The organism is Hydrogenophaga sp. L310, assembly GCF_055703065.1.
The window spans coordinates 152,782-167,492 of sequence record NZ_JBVPZA010000009.1 but is presented as its reverse complement, the minus strand read 5'-3'; the positions used below and the strand labels follow the sequence as shown (position 1 = coordinate 167,492).

The 14,711-nt window shown below is 67.9% G+C and carries 15 protein-coding genes; 6 read left to right on the top strand and 9 right to left on the bottom strand.

The genetic code is table 11. The annotated features are described in order from the left end of the window. Positions 1 to 14: 14 nt before the first annotated feature. Entirely contained in the window at positions 15 to 506 is a 492-nt protein-coding gene (locus AC0GNO_RS16155) for an aromatic-ring-hydroxylating dioxygenase subunit beta (RefSeq protein WP_472904684.1), read from the bottom strand. Beyond that, the gene (locus AC0GNO_RS16150; RefSeq protein WP_472904683.1) at positions 503 to 1,804 is read right to left on the bottom strand and encodes an aromatic ring-hydroxylating dioxygenase subunit alpha; all 1,302 of its coding nucleotides are present in this window, start codon (positions 1,802 to 1,804) and stop codon (positions 503 to 505) included. The genes AC0GNO_RS16155 and AC0GNO_RS16150 overlap by 4 nt, the downstream gene beginning before the upstream one ends. A gap of 110 nt (positions 1,805 to 1,914) precedes the next feature. Here AC0GNO_RS16150 and AC0GNO_RS16145 point away from each other — a divergent pair, with 110 nt between their 5' ends. From AC0GNO_RS16145 to AC0GNO_RS16125, 5 genes are all read left to right on the top strand, one after another. Then, complete coding sequence (locus AC0GNO_RS16145; RefSeq protein ID WP_472904682.1) at positions 1,915 to 2,832, top strand: LysR family transcriptional regulator; 918 nt, start codon at positions 1,915 to 1,917, stop codon at positions 2,830 to 2,832. Positions 2,833 to 2,842: 10 nt separating this feature from the next. Further along, entirely contained in the window at positions 2,843 to 3,142 is a 300-nt protein-coding gene (locus tag AC0GNO_RS16140; RefSeq protein ID WP_472904681.1) for a hypothetical protein, read from the top strand. A gap of 57 nt (positions 3,143 to 3,199) precedes the next feature. Then, the gene (locus AC0GNO_RS16135; protein ID WP_472886825.1) at positions 3,200 to 3,571 is read left to right on the top strand and encodes a c-type cytochrome; all 372 of its coding nucleotides are present in this window, start codon (positions 3,200 to 3,202) and stop codon (positions 3,569 to 3,571) included. A 150-nt stretch (positions 3,572 to 3,721) separates the two neighbouring features. Then, positions 3,722 to 4,888, top strand: coding sequence for a tRNA guanosine(34) transglycosylase Tgt (tgt, locus tag AC0GNO_RS16130; protein WP_472904680.1), 1,167 nt, complete (start codon positions 3,722 to 3,724; stop codon positions 4,886 to 4,888). Between the two features lie 48 nt (positions 4,889 to 4,936). Then, complete coding sequence (locus AC0GNO_RS16125) at positions 4,937 to 6,121, top strand: MFS transporter (RefSeq protein ID WP_472904679.1); 1,185 nt, start codon at positions 4,937 to 4,939, stop codon at positions 6,119 to 6,121. A gap of 3 nt (positions 6,122 to 6,124) precedes the next feature. Here the strand turns inward: AC0GNO_RS16125 and AC0GNO_RS16120 are convergent, their stop codons facing one another. The 5 genes from AC0GNO_RS16120 to AC0GNO_RS16100 all read right to left on the bottom strand — a co-directional run bounded on the left by AC0GNO_RS16120 (position 6,125) and on the right by AC0GNO_RS16100 (position 10,641). Next, positions 6,125 to 7,201, bottom strand: coding sequence for a serine endopeptidase (locus AC0GNO_RS16120; RefSeq protein ID WP_472904678.1), 1,077 nt, complete (start codon positions 7,199 to 7,201; stop codon positions 6,125 to 6,127). Positions 7,202 to 7,247: 46 nt separating this feature from the next. Further along, positions 7,248 to 8,057, bottom strand: a complete 810-nt coding sequence (locus tag AC0GNO_RS16115; RefSeq protein ID WP_472904677.1) for a DUF2145 domain-containing protein — start codon at positions 8,055 to 8,057, stop codon at positions 7,248 to 7,250. A gap of 13 nt (positions 8,058 to 8,070) precedes the next feature. Beyond that, entirely contained in the window at positions 8,071 to 8,529 is a 459-nt protein-coding gene (locus AC0GNO_RS16110) for a hypothetical protein (protein ID WP_472904676.1), read from the bottom strand. Between the two features lie 57 nt (positions 8,530 to 8,586). Continuing rightward, positions 8,587 to 9,087: a YiaA/YiaB family inner membrane protein gene (locus AC0GNO_RS16105; protein WP_472904675.1), complete on the bottom strand. Its 501-nt coding sequence runs from the start codon at positions 9,085 to 9,087 to the stop codon at positions 8,587 to 8,589. 216 nt (positions 9,088 to 9,303) lie between these two features. Continuing rightward, positions 9,304 to 10,641, bottom strand: a complete 1,338-nt coding sequence (locus AC0GNO_RS16100) for an MFS transporter (RefSeq protein WP_472904674.1) — start codon at positions 10,639 to 10,641, stop codon at positions 9,304 to 9,306. Between the two features lie 124 nt (positions 10,642 to 10,765). Here AC0GNO_RS16100 and AC0GNO_RS16095 point away from each other — a divergent pair, with 124 nt between their 5' ends. Continuing rightward, positions 10,766 to 11,680, top strand: a complete 915-nt coding sequence (locus AC0GNO_RS16095) for a LysR family transcriptional regulator (RefSeq protein WP_472904673.1) — start codon at positions 10,766 to 10,768, stop codon at positions 11,678 to 11,680. A gap of 38 nt (positions 11,681 to 11,718) precedes the next feature. Here the strand turns inward: AC0GNO_RS16095 and AC0GNO_RS16090 are convergent, their stop codons facing one another. Together AC0GNO_RS16090 and AC0GNO_RS16085 are read right to left on the bottom strand one after the other, a co-directional pair. Continuing rightward, positions 11,719 to 13,692, bottom strand: a complete 1,974-nt coding sequence (locus AC0GNO_RS16090) for an MFS transporter (RefSeq protein WP_472904672.1) — start codon at positions 13,690 to 13,692, stop codon at positions 11,719 to 11,721. Between the two features lie 26 nt (positions 13,693 to 13,718). Continuing rightward, positions 13,719 to 14,603: a hypothetical protein gene (locus tag AC0GNO_RS16085; RefSeq protein WP_472904671.1), complete on the bottom strand. Its 885-nt coding sequence runs from the start codon at positions 14,601 to 14,603 to the stop codon at positions 13,719 to 13,721. Positions 14,604 to 14,711 lie beyond the last annotated feature (108 nt).

Below are 14,711 nucleotides of genomic sequence, written 5' to 3'. Positions count from 1 at the left end.
GAAGGTGATCCTGTTCAGATGGGGTAGATGATGGAGTTGGGGATCATTTCGCTGTCGTACACACAGTGACGTTGAGCGAACTTGAACCCGTTGGGTGTGTTGACGACGATGTCGAGGTAACGCCCGACGTTGAACACCGTGCTCGAGCCATCGAGTTTGGTGCGGAACACCGCGTAGTTGGCCTCGCAATGCAACCGCCCCTCCGCATCCACCTCGCGCACCACCGGCGCGCCGACCACGTGGCGCTGGTAGTACGGGTCGTGGAACAGCGTCTCCTGGATGCCGTACACCCGGTCGCGCAGCATGGCCTGGCTGTCGAAGGCCAGCGTGGACAGCGGAAAGCCCCGCTCATGGTTTTCGCGCGGCTGCAGCTTGTAGACGCCACCCACCGTGAAGAAGTCGGGCCACAGCGCCCACTGCCCGCTGTCCACGGCGGCCGCGTAGTCGCTGTAGAGCTGCTGCAGCGCCTGCCAGGTATCGAACTCGACTTTGACCAGCGCGCTCATGGTTTGACCTCCGGGGCTTCCATGACTTTCCGCCAGTATTCGTACATCCCGCGGATCAACGTCTCCGTCACCATGTGATCGGTCTCACCCACCTCGCGACCGCCCAGCTCGGCCAGTGCGCGGTGCTGGGGCTTGCTCTCGAAAGCCTGCTGCGAAAACTCGATCACCTCGCCGTCGTCGGCGCTCACGAAACCGGCCGGGCCGAACAGGTTGGCCTGGCGCAGGCGGCGCTCGGTCATCTCGGCGGTGTCGTCCTCGAAGCCGAAGTGCGTCCACACGAAGTCGAAGGCGCCGTGGCCGTCGGGCTGGATGTGGCGCGTGCTCACGCTGTTGACCTGCTGCTGGAAGATCACGCTGGGGAACAGGGTGGTCATCACCGCTGTAGGCATTTGTTCACCGAGTTGCCACCAGGGCTCGGGCACGATGTCCAGGAAGCGTTTGTCCTCCAGCTCCATCGCCGCCTTGAAGCTGGACACCTGCGTCACCTGCGCCGCCTGGCCGCTGGCCTGGCCCATGCTGCCGCGCGTGGAGATCATGGCCGCGTGACGGTGGTGCGCATCCATGCGCAGCTCGCTCTTGTTGTCAGCCCGCCAGAGGCCGAAGGTGACGAACCAGGTGTGCAGCAGGCCGGGGTGGTACGGGTCCTTGATGTTCTCCTGCATCAGCTTCCAGTTGCCGGGGATGCGCTGGCGGTTGTAGCCCAGGATGGTGAGCTTGCGGCCGTTGAACAGGCGATCGAAGTACTTGAGGATGGTTGGTCCCAGGTAGTCTTCGAGCGATTCGACCTCGTGATCGAACGAAGCGAACACCACGCCGCCGCGCACCGCCACCTTCAGCTTCGTCAGCGCATGGTCCTTGGGGTTGAAGTCGGCCGGCATGCCGCCGTTGACCTTGCCGTCCTGCCGAACGCCGCGGCGAAACGGCACACCCTGCAGGTCGCCATTGGGCGCATAGCTCCACTGGTGGTAGGGGCAGACAAACTCGGTCTGGTTGCCGTGGCGTTTGCGGCAGAAACGCATGCCGCGGTGGGCGCACACGTTTTCCACCACGTGGACCGCGCCATCGGCGGCGCGCGTCATGATGACCGAGCGTTCGCCGACCACGCTGCGCTTGAAATCGCCCGCATTGGGAATTTCCGCCTCGAGGCCCACGTAACACCAGTGGCCCTTGTAGAAGAAGCGCTCCATCTCGCGCTGGTGGCGTTGTTGATCGGTGTAGACGGCGAAGGGGATGCGGCTGGTGCCTCCGCCTTCCCAGTGCAAGGCGTCCGGGCCTGCTGGCCGGGTTTCGGTGTCCATGGTCTGTCTCCTGATCTTGTGGCTGACGGGGGCCATGATGGCGAAGCTACCGCCATCCGGCAATCGAATTCAGGTGATAGCCTGTATTCACCAATGGAATAATGGTCGCCATGGAACTGTCCGACCTCGATCTCAACCTGCTTGTCGTGTTTCACCGGCTGCTGCGCGAGCGCCGCGTCTCGCGCGTGGCCGAAGCGCTGGGCCTGAGCCAGCCCGCGGTGAGCAACGCCTTGCGCCGCCTGCGTGGCCTGCTGGGCGACGAGCTGTTCCTGCGCACGCCGGGCGGCATGGAACCCACGCCGTACGCCCTGCAGCTCGCCGGCCCGGTGGCGCAGGCGCTGGACACGCTGCGCGAAGCCCTGAACGTGCGCGCCTCGTTCGAGGCAGCCACCAGCGAGCGCTGCTTCACGCTGGCGATGTCCGACGTCGGTGAAACCTATTTCCTGCCGGTGCTGGTGGACGCGCTGGCGCAAGCGGCGCCACGCGTCACCCTGCAGTGCGTTCCCGTGGCCGACGCCTCGCTGCGCGACGACATGGCCAGTGGGCGGGTCGATCTGGCGCTGGGCCTGCTGCCGCAGCTGCAGGCCGGCTTTTTCCAGCAGACGCTGTTTCGCCAGCACTACGTGGCCCTCATGCGCGCCGGTCATCCACTGGCCGCGCGGGCGCAGATCACCGCCGCGCAGTACCGCCAGGCCAGCCACGTGCGTGTGGTCTCGACCGGCACCGGCCACGGCCTGGTGGACGCTGCGCTGGAGCGGCTGGGCGTGACGCGCACGGTGCGGTTGACGGTGCCGCACTACGTGGCGCTGGGCCATGTGCTGGGCGGCAGCGATCTGATCGCGACCGTGCCCGAGCGTTTTGCCGATCGCGTGACCGCGCCCTTTGGCCTCGTCGCCCGCCCGCTCACCCTCAAGCTGCCCGCCAGCCACATCGCCCAGCTCTGGCACGCCCAGCTGCACCGCGATCCCGGCCACCAGTGGCTGCGTGCACTGGTCGTGATGCACTTTGGCGCACCGGAAAGCGCTTGATTCCGGCGGCATGCAGGGCACCCCACCCAGGCTGCCGTCACAATCATGGGCTTCGAAAAATATTGCTGCAGGTGGTCTCGTGATTGAAATGCTGGTGCGTCTGGGTGTGGCCCTTTTCCTGTCACTCGTTCTGGCGGTGCTGCTGGCCTGGGGCTGGGACAGCTCCGACGACCACCCCACCCCGCTCTCGCAGCCCGCGCAATGCCAACACCCGTGTGACGCCCCTGAGACGACCCGTTCGTCGCCAGAATCGGCGTTCGTGTCTCGATTTGAGACGCACGCCAACCGCATTGACAAAGATCAAGTTTGAGGTATTTCGGCCTGCTAGCCTGCGTGCATTCCCTTCACGCACCCGGAGAAACGGCCCATGAAACGCCTTCTGCTCACCCTCACCACCACCCTGCTGCTTGCCCCCGTCTGGGCTGCTGCAGGCGACGACGCGGCGGCCCTGAAGCTCGCCACCAACAGCGGCTGCATGGCCTGCCACCACATCGAGCCGGGCGCCAAAGGCCCGGGTGGCCTGCCGCCCATCGGACCTGCCTGGCGCGACGTGGCCGCCAAATACAAGGGCCAGAGCGACGCGCACAAACAGCTGACCACCACCGTGCTCGCCGGCTCCAGCCCGTACGAGAGCCACTGGAAAGACAAGGTCAGCGGTCTGGCGATGCCGCCCAACAAGGTCGCCATCTCTGAAGCCGACGCCGGCAAACTCGTCGCCTGGATCCTCGGGTTGAAGTAACCCCCCCTGCGCCGCTCCGCGGCTTCCCCCCGAAAGGGGGACCCCGCTGGTGGCCCGGCAAAGCCGGTTCCACGGCGTGTGCTGGTTCGGGCACGGGCTCGCGCCCGGTGCCGGGCTTGAGCGTTGCTGCACTCGGCGACAATTCGCCCCATGCTCCAGTTCGAACTGCTCAAGACCGAAGGCCACGCGCGCCGTGGCCGCCTCACCCTCAACCACGGCGTGGTTGAGACCCCCATCTTCATGCCCGTGGGCACCTACGGCACGGTCAAGGGCGTCATGCCCGCCAGCCTCGAAGACATGGGCGCCCAGATCATCCTGGGCAACACCTTCCACCTCTGGATGCGGCCCGGCCGCGAGGTCATGGCCAGCTTCGGCGGCCTGCACGGCTTCGAGAAATGGAACAAACCCATCCTCACCGACTCGGGCGGTTTCCAGGTCTGGTCGCTCGGCGCCATGCGCAAGATCACCGAGGAAGGCGTGCACTTCGCCTCGCCCGTCAATGGCGACAAGCTCTTCATGTCGCCGGAGGTCAGCATGCAGATCCAGACCGGGCTGAACAGCGACATCGTGATGCAGCTCGACGAGTGCACGCCCTACGAGACCAACGGCCATCTCACCACCGAGTTCGAAGCGCGCAAGAGCATGGAGATGAGCCGGCGCTGGGCCGTGCGCTCCAAGGACGAGTTCGAGCGGCTCGAAAACCCCAACGCGCTGTTCGGCATCGTGCAGGGCGGCATGTTCGAGCAATTGCGCCAGGAATCGCTGGAAGCGCTGGTGGAAATGGACTTCCCTGGCTACGCCATCGGCGGCGTGAGCGTGGGCGAGCCCAAGGAACAGATGCTGCAGATCATGGCCCACACGCCGCACCGCCTGCCCGCGCACAAGCCGCGTTACCTCATGGGCGTCGGTACACCGGAGGACCTGGTGCAGGGCGTGGCCGACGGTGTGGACATGTTCGACTGCGTCATGCCCACGCGCAACGCGCGCAACGGCACGCTGTTCACCCGCTTCGGTGATCTGAAGATCCGCAACGCGCGCCACAAGACCGACCACCAGCCGCTGGACACCACCTGCACCTGCCACGCCTGCGCGGGCAAGGCCGGCGTGAGCTGGGACGATGGCGGGCGCGACGGCTTCAGCCGCGCCTACCTGCACCACCTGGACCGCTGCGGCGAGATGCTCAGCCCCATGCTGGCCACCATCCACAACCTGCACTACTACCTGAACCTCATGCGCGAGGTGCGCGAGGCGCTGGACGCCGGGCGCTTCGAAGCCTTCCGCGGGCGGTTCAGGGCCGATCGGGCGCGCGGGGTCTGACGCCTGCGCGGCAGATGCTTCCCGCAGTGCGCGTTTAAGCTGCGCGCCATGACGCAGCCCCATGTCCCCCGCCACATCCTGCCCGTGCTGGTGACGGCGCAGTTCGCCGGCACCTCGCTCTGGTTCGCGGTCAACGCGGTCATGCCCGATCTGCAGCGCGAGCTGGGCTGGCCGGCCAGTGCCGTGGGGCCGCTCACGTCGTCGCTGCAGTTCGGCTTCATCGTCGGCACCCTGGTCTTTGCCCTGCTCGCGATTGCCGACCGCTTTGCACCCCGGCGCGTGTTCCTGTTCTGCGCGCTCGCGGGTGCGGCCTGCACCGTGGGCGCCTGGGCCATGGTCACGCACTACGAAGCCCTGCTGATCTGGCGCTTTTTCACCGGCGTCTTCCTCGCCGGCATCTACCCCGTGGGCATGAAGATCGCGGCGCAGTGGTACACCAAGGGCCTCGGTGGCGCGCTCGGCCTGCTGATCGGTGCGCTGGTGCTCGGCTCGGCCAGCGCGCACGCGCTGCGCGCGCTGAGCGGCGCCCTGCCCTGGCCCACGCTGATGCTCGGCGTGGCCGCGCTCGCGGCGGCGGGTGGGCTGCTGCTGTTCTTCGGCACCGGCGACCCGCCGCACGCCCATGCCCGCGTGACCACGCTGCAGTGGCGCGCGCTCGGTGCGCTGTGGACCGATGGCCGCGTGCGCGCCTCGGTACTCGGTTACTTCGGTCACATGTGGGAGCTCTACACCGTGTGGGTGATGGTGCCGCTGGTGCTGGCCACCCGGTTGCAGGGTGCCGATCTGTCGTGGGCCGCGTTCTGGGTGCTCGGCGCGGGCGCGATCGGCTGCGCTGGCGGCGGCTGGGTGGCACAGCGCTGGGGCAGCGCGCGCGTGGCTTCGGCGCAGCTCGCCACCAGCGGGCTCTGCTGCCTGGCCACGCCCTTCGTCATCGACGCACCCGCGCCGCTGTTCTACAGCTGGCTCGTGCTCTGGGGCATCACCGTCTCGGGCGACTCGCCACAGTTCTCCACGCTGACCGCGCGCAACGCGCCGCCGCAGGCCGTGGGCAGCGTGCTCACGCTCACCAACAGCATCGGTTTCGGCATCTCCATCGTGAGCATCCTGCTGTTCGTCTCGCTGTCGCAGACGGTGAGCCTGGGCGCGCTGCTGCCCTGGCTGGCGCTCGGCCCGGCACTCGGGCTGTGGGCGATGAAACGGCTGATCCGAGAAGAGCAAGGCACCCCGCGCTGAGCGTCAGGCCGTGGTTGCTTCGGGGCCCCCCGGTTCGGCAACAGGCTCCTTCGCCGACGTCCCGCATGAGAAGCAGTAGCGCGCAAACGCGTTCTTGCGTGTGCTGCAGTGCCCGCAGTGGTCAAACAGGCAGAGACCGCAGTGCGGGCAGAAGTCGGTCTTGCCGTCTTTCATGTCCACCATGCGCTCGCAACCCGGGCAGATGTTCTTCGTCATGCGCGCCTGCGCCTGGTCGTAGTCCATCTCGCGCTGGCGGGTCTGTGCCGGTTGCGCCTCGGCCTGCTTCTGTCGCTCCAGGTAGCGCTGCAGCGCCTGGATCGCGTAGCGCCCGCCGATCACCGTGAGCACGATGCCCACGATGTAGCGCACGTAGCCGCCGTAGCTCGGCAGGTAGGGCACCAGCTCGACGAAGAAGGCGAACAGCGCGAAGAAGATGAAGCCCCACACGAACGGCCACGACGAGCCCTTGCGGTGCTTCTTGAACAGGTAGCCCGCGAGCACCAGCAGCGGCAGCGTGAGCGCCAGCCGGTAACCGAACACGCGCAGCTCCTGCGCGCGCTGCGCCTCCACAAAGGCGCCGCGTGCACCGTTCTGCAGGGTGCGCAGCTCGGCCTGCGCGCGTTCCTGCGCCTGGCGCGCGTCCAGCGCCGCCTGTTGCTGCCGCTCGACCGCCGAGAACGCCGCGCGTTCGGCCTGCCGCAAGCCGTCGAGCTCGCGCGTGCGCACCAGTACCTCGTCGTCCTGTTCCGAGCGCTGCGTCACGCTGCGCGTGGCGAGCCAGTTGTCGAAGGTTTCGCGCGCGGCGCGGTTGTCCGCGCGCGCTGTCTGCAGCTTGAGCTGCGCCTGCTCCAGCTCGGCCTGTGCTTCCTCGGCTGCACGCTCTGCCGTTTTGATGGAGTCCTTGAGCGCGGGCGTGCGCTGCGGGTCCATGAAGTCTTCCAGCGAGCGGGTCTGTTCCACCTGCGGCAGGTCACCCACGATGGTGCTGCCCAGCCCGGTCAGGAACCAGGCAAACAGGAAGGCCACCAGCCAGAGGCCGCGGTGGAACCACTTTTCGGACAGACGCAGGGTCTTGCTCATGTTGTTTCCCTCCAGTGCAAAGTAATCGAAGGCATTGTGACCGCGCTCACAGCGCGATCCGTTGCGGCGCCGAGCCCAGGCCCGTGCGCGCCAACCAGTCGAGCACCGAGTCCACCGTCACAGTTTCGATGCGGTCCGAGAAGCGCTTGGCGTTCGGGTGGTCGTCGAAGCGGATGTGCGCCGAGCTGGCGCTGGCGCCCAGCCGCGTGAGCGCGCCCAGGCGCAGCGTGCTCGGCTGGTAACCCTTGAAGCCGAGCCAGGCCTGCGCCTGCTGCCGCGTGGTCAGGCCCGGCTCGGCGGCCATGGCCAGCGTCTCCAGCGCCCACTGGTTGGACTGCTGGTAGCGCGTGCCCCAGGCGTAGGCCACCATGTTGTAGTCGCGCTGATGCAGGCGCAGGCTGCGCGCCGGGTCGGTCAACAGCGCGAGCAGTGGCGCTTGCAGCGCGGGCGCCGGCACCGACCACACCGCCTCGTGCCGCCAAAGGTCGTCCAGAAAAAACTCGCCCAGGCCCTGGCGGTAGATCGAGCCGGTGGAAGTGCCGCACTGGTTGAGCTTGTGCAACACGCGCCACGGCCCCTCGGCCGTCTTGTAGGCCCAGCCCAGGTGCGAATAGCGCAGCTGGTACTTGCCCAGGTCCTGCCCAGCGCGGCCCAGCACCACCACGCGCGCGCCGCTGCGGGCGAACTCCGCGTCCAGCGCCTGCGCCGTCTGCTGCGCCAGCGCCAGGCCCTGCGTCAGGGTCTGTGGCGTCAGCGGCCGCGGCTCACAGGAGCGGCCGGCGTGTGCGACAGGCGCCATCAGCAGCGCGGCGGCCAGGGCCAGCGCTGTGGGAATCGCCTGAAACGTCTTGTTCATGGTGCTCCCTCCATCAATAAGTGATGCGTTCGTTGTGGAGAAGAGCGCGCCCCAGTTCGTTGGGGATGAAGCACAGCACCTCGCCCGCTGCCGAGAGCAACACGCCGGTGCCGATCACGCTCACCGCCACCGCCGTGCCCACGCTGGCCGCCACGCCCGAGGCGGCGCGCCCCGTCAGCTCCACACTGGCCCGTGCGCCGTCGGACGCCCGCTCCAGCACGATCACCGTGCCGCGCGCCGACACCTCGACCGCCTTCACCACCAGCACCGCGCCACTCACCGTGAGCGCCACCGGCAGCGCGCTCACCGCCACCGCGCCCGCTGCGGCACTGCCCGCCACCCCCACCACCGAGGCGACCGGCAAAGCCGAGAGCACCAGCGACGCCTCGCTCTGCGCCCGCGCCGGGCCGGCGACCAAAGCCAGCGCCAGGCCGGCGGCGAGAAAAGTCTGGGTCAGATAAGAACGTGTCATGTCATTGCTCCTGAAAAGGAAACCGGGTCAATCAAAGAGGGGGAAAGAAAAGCCGCTTCAGGCCACCGCCTGAGCAGCAGCCACCGAGCGTTCGGCCAGCGCCTGCTGGCGGCCCGCCACATGCGCCTCGGACAGGTCTGCCTCGTGGCGGTCGCGCAGCGTCTTGGCCAGCGTGAACGCCGAGGTCACGAGGTAAAGCCAGCTCACGCCAAGATAGGCCTTGTAGGTCTGATCGATCTGCATGCGCAGCAGGCCCCAGAGCGTGAGCCCCATCGCCACACCGAAACCGCCCCAGACCACCAGGCGCCACATCGGCGTCTCGGCCTCGCCGGACTGTTGCGCCTTCTGCGTGTCGCGCACCGCCTTGGACAACACGAAAACCGTGGACAGGCAGAACACATAGCCCATCACCATGAACGCTCGGTCCAGCGCCTGCCCCGGCAGGTAGGCCAGGCCGGTGGCGCAGAGAAACACCGCAAGGCCGAACGACACCCAGACCTGGAGCTGCCAGGCGCGGGTGTCGCGCATCACGATGAGGGGGGAACGGGTGCTTGCCATGTGAAACCTCGTGAGGTTGTTGAACATGGCGCGATGGTGGGATGGGCGCAGGTATCCGATGTCAGATTTGACTACTGGAATCAAAAAATCGAACTTTCAGGATCGACATCCGATACTTTTTGACCCACTGCGTCTGAACCGCCCGTCAAAGGCATCGTTCGCCCTCGACCTGGATCGGTCGCCCGTTGGCCGGCGGGCGACCGCCCGGTCCACGGTTCAAGCCTGGGCCTCTGCACGCGGTGTGATGCGACGCGAAGCGGTGGCGCCCAGCCACGTGAGCAAACCACCCAATGCCACCAATGCCGCCGCCACGAGAAACGTGAGGCGCAGGCCCGCCGTCAGTTGTTGCGCGCCCGCCGTGGCGCTGGCCATCACCGCGGTGTTGTTCGCCGACTGGAAGCTGGCGTAGCCCGCCGTGATGAAACCGAGTGCGCCCGCGTAGCCGGCTGCGCCCCAGGTGGTGGCCGCGATCGGCAGCGTGGCGGCGCCCAGGAACATGGTGACCAGCCCCGCCGCGCCCACCGGCTGCGAGCCCACCCGGTCCACCAGGCGGCCGGCCGGCGCGCCGAACACGGCGGCCACGGCCGGGCCGACCGACATCACCAGCCCCATGTGTGTCGCGTCCAGCTGGAGCGCGCCCACCAGGTAGAACGGTCCCACCACAAGGGTGGCCATCACCACGGTGGTGACCAGCGCGCTCGCCGCAAAGCCCGTGGCCATCACCGGGTGGCGGAACGTCGACAGCCGCACCAAAGGCGCTGCCACCCGGGTCTCGGCGAAAACAAAGGCGCCCAGGCCGAGCAAGGCCAGGAGCAACAGACCCGCGTTGACAGGGCCGAACGCGCCGCGCCCGAGCGTCATGGCCAGCGAGTAGGCCGCGAGGCTGAGGGCCAGCAGCACCGTGCCGACGGGGTCGAAACGCACGGGCTTCGCGGCGTTAGAGGCCTGGTCGGGTGGCAGGTGGCGGTAGGCCATCACCAGCGCCAGGAGCCCCAGCGGCACATGGACCCAGAACACCGCGTTCCAGCCGCAGACACCGATCAACAGGCCGCCCAGGGTGGGGCCCAGCGCGGTGCCCACCGCAGACACGGTCCCCAGCAGGCCCATGGCGCTGCCCATTTGGTGCTTGGGCACCCGCTCGCTGACCAGGGCCATGCTCAGCGCCATCATGGTGGCGGCACCCAGGCCCTGAACCACTCTGGCAGCAATCAACTGCCACAGGGTGGTTGACGCACCGCCCGCGAGCGACGCCAGGGTGAACACCACCAGGCCCCACAGCATGAGCCGGCGCCGGCCCACGAGGTCGCCCAGGCGGCCCACCGTCACGATCACCACCGTGATGGTCAGCAGATAGGCCAGCACCACCCATTGCACCGCCTGAAACGACGCGGAAAACACCTGCGTCAGGGTGGGCAGGGCCACGTTGGCAATGCTGGTGCCCAGTGAAGACAGCAGCATCGACAAGGACAGGCTGAACAGCACGCGCTTCAGGGCCGGTGCCGAGGAGGTGGCGGCGGTGGCGGGGGCCGCTTCGAGGGAGGTAGGAAGAGACATGTCGGGCTCCGGAAAAAGGATCCCCCGATGCTAGGGAGCGGGTCGTGCTGGCGGAAGGCGCGTGCCGCGCAATCAACCCATGCAGCCAACGCCATGTGTGGGGCGCGCGTGCTATGTTTCCGGCATGACCCCGCTCGACTTCAACCTGCTGTTGACCCTGGACGTGCTGCTGTCCGAACAGAACGTCGCCCGCGCCGCCCAACGGCTGAAGCTGAGCCCCTCGGCGATGAGCCGCGCGTTGGCCCGCCTGCGCGAAACCACAGGGGACCCGCTGCTGGTCAGGGCCGGGCGCGGCCTGGTGCCCACGCCCCGCGCGCTGGAACTGCGTGAGCGCATCGGCCCCCTGGTGCAGGAGATCGAGGCGGTCATGCGCCCCCTGAACGCCCTCAACCTGGGTGAACTGGCCAGGACGTTCACGCTGCGCAGCAGTGAGGGGTTTGTCGAAAACTTCGGCGCAGCGCTGATCCAGCGGGTGGCCGAAGAGGCGCCGAATGTGCGCCTGTGTTTTGTCCAGAAGCCCGACAAGAGCAGCACGGCGCTGCGGGATGGGGCGGTTGATCTGGAGACCGGGGTGGTGGGCTCCACGATGGGACCGGAAATCCGCGCGCAGGCCCTGTTCCGCGACCGCTGGATCGGCGTGGTGCGCCACGGGCATCCGCTGCAACACGAAGCGCGCATCACGACAGAACAATTCGCCCAGGGTCGCCACATCGCCGTGTCCCGCCGCGGCGTGGTCGGTGGCCCGGTCGACGATGCGCTGACACCCCTCGGATGGCAGCGCAACGTGACCACCATCACCAGCGGCTTCGTCGCAGCCTTGGCGCTCGCACGCGGCACCGACCTGATCGCCTGCGTGCCCGAACGCCACACCGAGAACCTTCGCGGCGATCTGCACAGCTTCGCGCTGCCATTTCCTGTGCCGGCGTTCTCCATCTCCCTGTTCTGGCACCCGCGGCAACAGGCGGACCCGGCACACATGTGGTTGCGCCGGGTGGTTCTGGAGACCTGTGGCGCCGATCACCCCCCAACGCCCGGTTGAATCGGGCGCCCGCTGTGCAGGCCGCCGGCCAAGGCAGCTCAGTTGCCGAGAAGGCCCGCCACCCGATCCCTCAAGGCCTCTGGCGTCACCGCTCCAGCTTTCACCGGTTCGCCCACATTCAGCCCCACGCGGCTGAACACGCCGCGCCGGAACGGTTTGACCATGGCGGTGGGTTCGCCGCCCGCCAGCTCAACGCGGCTGAAGTACGAGCCCCACAAGTTGGTGAGCGCCATGGGGATGACGCTGACCGGCACACCGTCGGCCTGGGCCTGCGCGAGGATCTTGGCGATGCCGCCTTTGAAAGGTTGCAGGGTGCCGTCGCGGGTGATGCCGCCCTCGGGAAAGATGCCGAGCAGATCGCCTTCGCGCAGCACCTGGGCGGCGGCAGCGAACGCGGCTTCGTAGGCGGCGGGGTCTTCTTTCTGCGGCGCCACGGGGATGGCCTTGGCCAGCCTGAACAGCCAGCCGAGCACCGGCACCCTGAAGATGCGGTGGTCCATCAGGAAGCGGATGGGCCGGGGGCTGGCGGCCATCAACAGCACCGCGTCGACAAAGCTCACGTGGTTACAGGCCAGCACGGCGGCGCCCTGGGTGGGGATGTGGGCGTCGCCCGCCACCTTGAAGCGGTAAACGAAGCGCGAAGCGATCCAGGCCACGAAGCGCAGCAGGTACTCGGGCACCAGCAGGAAGATGTAGAACGCCACCACGGCGTTGGCCAGGCCGACGAAGAGGAACATCTGCGGAATGGTGAAACCGGCCTGCAGCAGGGCTCCAGCGATCAGCGCGCTGGCGATCATGAACAGCGCGTTGAGGATGTTGTTGGCGGCGATGATGCGGGCGCGGTGCGTGGGCTGGCTGCGCATCTGGATCAGCGCGTACATGGGCACGCTGTAGAGCCCGGCGAACAGGCTGAGCAGGGCCAGGTCGGCGAGCACGCGCCAGTGCGCCGCGTCGGCCATGAAGGCGCCCAGACCCAGGCCGCTGGCGGGCGGCAGTCCGCGGGTGGCGAAATACAGGTCGACCGAGAACACGGTCATGCCGATGGCGCCGAGCGGCACGAGGCCGATCTCCACATGGCGGCGGCTGAGCACTTCACACAGCAGCGAGCCGGTGCCGATGCCGATGGAGAACACCACCAGCAGCAGCGAAGCCACCTGTTCGTCGCCGTGCAGCACGTCTTTGGCGAACGCGGGAAAGAGGCTGAGAAACACGGCGCCAAAGAACCACATCCAGCTGATGCCGAGCACCGAGCGGAACACCACCGTGGTCTGGCGGGCCAGTTGCAGGTTGCGCCAGGTTTCGGTGAGGAGGTTCCAGTTGATGACCAGCCCCGGGTCCATGGCCGGTGACGCGGGGATGTGGTGCGCCGCCACACGGCCCAGCACGGCCAGCGCCACGCAGGTGAAGCCCACGTGGTGCGCGCCGATCTCGGGCACGGCGATGATCAGGCCACCCGCCACGTTGCCGAGCAGGATGGCGACGAAGGTGCCCATTTCGACCATGCCGTTGCCACCGGTGAGCTCGCGTTCGCTCAGGTGCTGCGGCAGGTAGGCGAACTTGACCGGGCCGAACACGGTGGACTGCAAGCCCATGAGGAAGATGCAGGCCAGCAGCACCGGGATGTTCTGCACAAAGAAGCCCCAGGCGGCGATGGCCATGATGCCCATCTCGATGCGCTTGAGCCAGATGAACAGCCAGCGGCGGTCGAGCTTGTCGGCCAGTTGGCCACTGGTGGCGGAGAAGAGCAGAAAGGGCAGGATGAACAGCGCCCCGATCACCAGCCCGGCCAGGTCGGCCGGCAGCCACTGCACCTGCAGCTGGTAGGTCACCAGCACGGTGAAGGCGAACTTGAACAGGTTGTCGTTGGCCGCGCCGAGAAACTGCGTCCAGAAGAAGGGGGCGAAGCGGCGCTGGCCCAGCAGTGAAAACTGGCCGCCCTCATGGGCGCCGGGACTGGCATGGCCGGTGGGGGCCGTGGGGACCCCGGCGGACGTGGTGGCTGGGCTGCTCATGCGGATCTCCTCCAGAATTCTTGTGATCATGGTTCCGAGGGCGCCGCGCCGCGGCCCGTTGCCCGCGCATTCTGCCGCATCGCCCGCAGCACCGGCCAGGCGGCCAGACCGGCCACCAGGTGCTTGAGGCTGTGGCCCGACACCCCGTCGCCGGTGGCGTGAAAAACGGCTTCGTCGCCCAGCTCCAGCAGCTTGGCCAGCGCATACAGGCCGATCAGCACGCCGAGGCGCACCCCCAGAGCGCCGGCCCTGGGTTTGTGCAGGGCGAGCCAGGCCATGAGCGCCATGCCGCCGAACTGCACCACGGCCCAGGGCAACACATTGCCGTGGGTGAGCGGCATCGCGGCCGAGAGCAGCGCCACCACCAGCGTCAGGCGCATCACACACGCCGCGGGTTTCTGCCCCACGCGCTCGGCCACCACCAGCGCCAGCGCACCGGCGAAGGTGACCGCCATGCCCATGCGGTCAAGCACCAGGCCGTGGGCATGGGGGGCCCAGTGGTACCAGGCGGAGCCGAAACACGTGGCCAGCAGACCGCCGAAGAACACGGCCAGCGCCAGCCGGGTACCCGGCGCCCAGGGGCCAACGCGCAGCAGCGCCCATCCGCCCAGCAGACCCGCGACCCCCATCGCCCCGTTGGTCCAGACGTCCATGAAATTGGGTACGCCCCAGAGGCTTCGGGTGTCCACGAAAGGATGGCCGTGGGCATGCAGCGCGGCGTGTCCATGGGCGCTGAGCGCCAGTCCGCTGTGCGCCAGCCAGGTCGGCCCGGCGATCACGGCCAGCAGCCAGAGCACCAGCAGCGCGGTGCCCCGGGTCACCAGCCGCTGCCCGATCGGTGACAGGGGCATGGCTCGCAGCACACACAGGGTGGTGGGTCGGCGGGTGACAGATCGGGCGGACAAGGACATATCGGCACTCCGGTGGCGCATGGGCCGGTGAAACACAGGGACAAAGGGCGAGACCGGGGCGCAGTGTCCGACCGGTGGGCGCCAAAACGGGTCAAATTTCGATACAGT